We start from the raw sequence: 1,031 nt of genomic DNA, 5'->3' as shown, positions 1-1,031 counted from the left end.
CTGACCGCGCGGGCGAGGAAACGCCGTGACTCTCGCGCCACTACGACGATGTCGGGAAAGGACGCCTTGATCTGGTTGCCCATGGCCCGGTCAGCTTCGAAATTGTCTTTGCCGCCGAGGAAGTAATTCCATACCCGGGCGCTGTGCGGAGTCTGCGTATCGAGTTTGCTCTGTCCCGCTTCGGGTTCGTCGTTGGTCACCACGCCACCTTACGGGGTGGTCGCGACGCCAAGAAGGCGTCAATGCCATCGAGCCGCTGCCACGGCAGCGCTCACCATCGGTCTGTCGCCGTCAGAGCCTTCGCGCGCGGGCATGTAGCGGTGATCGCGTTGAAGGCTGGCGACGTGCCCTTACGACTGCCGGCGGGACTCCTACATACGTCGGGGGGCGAGACGGCGCCTGCAGCGACCTGCCAATCGCCGTGACCAGCTCGGACTGCATTTCCGATGCGTTCATTGGAGCGGACTGCTCAGCGAGCGTTCGGCGCCTCGAATTGGCAGGCTGAACCGTGCTTGCGCTCCCAAGATCGAGTGCATTGATCTGCCGCTGATACGGCGTGAAGTTTCTGATCTACTGCAGGGCACGTCGGCGGCTGGCCCGTTCGACGGCGGACATCGTCCGTGAGCACGGCGACCGCGGGTTTAGGGGCAGACCGGGTCTGCGGGCGTCTCTTTGGGCAGGTAGAGGGCGCGTTCCTGCGGGGTGAGGTCCCGGTTCACGGCGCGACAGATCTTGTCGATGGCTTCGGGCAAGCTCCGATGGGGGAGATTCCAGATGCGTACCTTGCCGTCCCAGCTGCCGGTGGCGAGCAATTGCCCATCGGGGCTGAACGAGAGTGTGTTCACGGCGTCGCCGAAGCCGACGAGCGTCGTTTGAGTCTGTCGACTGTCCACGTCCCACAGGCGCACGGTGCGGTCGGCGCCGCCGGTGGCCAAGAGGCGTCCGTCGGGGCTGAAGGCGGCTGCCCCGACCCACTGGCGGTGGCCGCTGAGAACCGCACTCTCTTTACCGGCGGCGATGTCCCACAGCCG

1 protein-coding gene and 1 pseudogene are annotated in these 1,031 nt (G+C 65.5%); both read right to left on the bottom strand.

What is annotated here, in order from left to right:
• The coding region (locus tag AB0M20_RS45585; protein WP_364307924.1) for an SAM-dependent methyltransferase at window positions 1-200 on the bottom strand (200 nt) is incomplete at its 3' end.
• A gap of 441 nt (window positions 201-641) precedes the next feature.
• A pseudogene (locus tag AB0M20_RS45580) lies at window positions 642-1,031 on the bottom strand (hypothetical protein); the annotation flags it as partial.

The sequence above is a fragment of the Actinoplanes sp. NPDC051633 genome (genome assembly GCF_040681735.1).
Lineage (GTDB): Bacteria > Actinomycetota > Actinomycetes > Mycobacteriales > Micromonosporaceae > Actinoplanes.
This window is presented reverse-complemented; position numbering and strand designations above follow the sequence as displayed.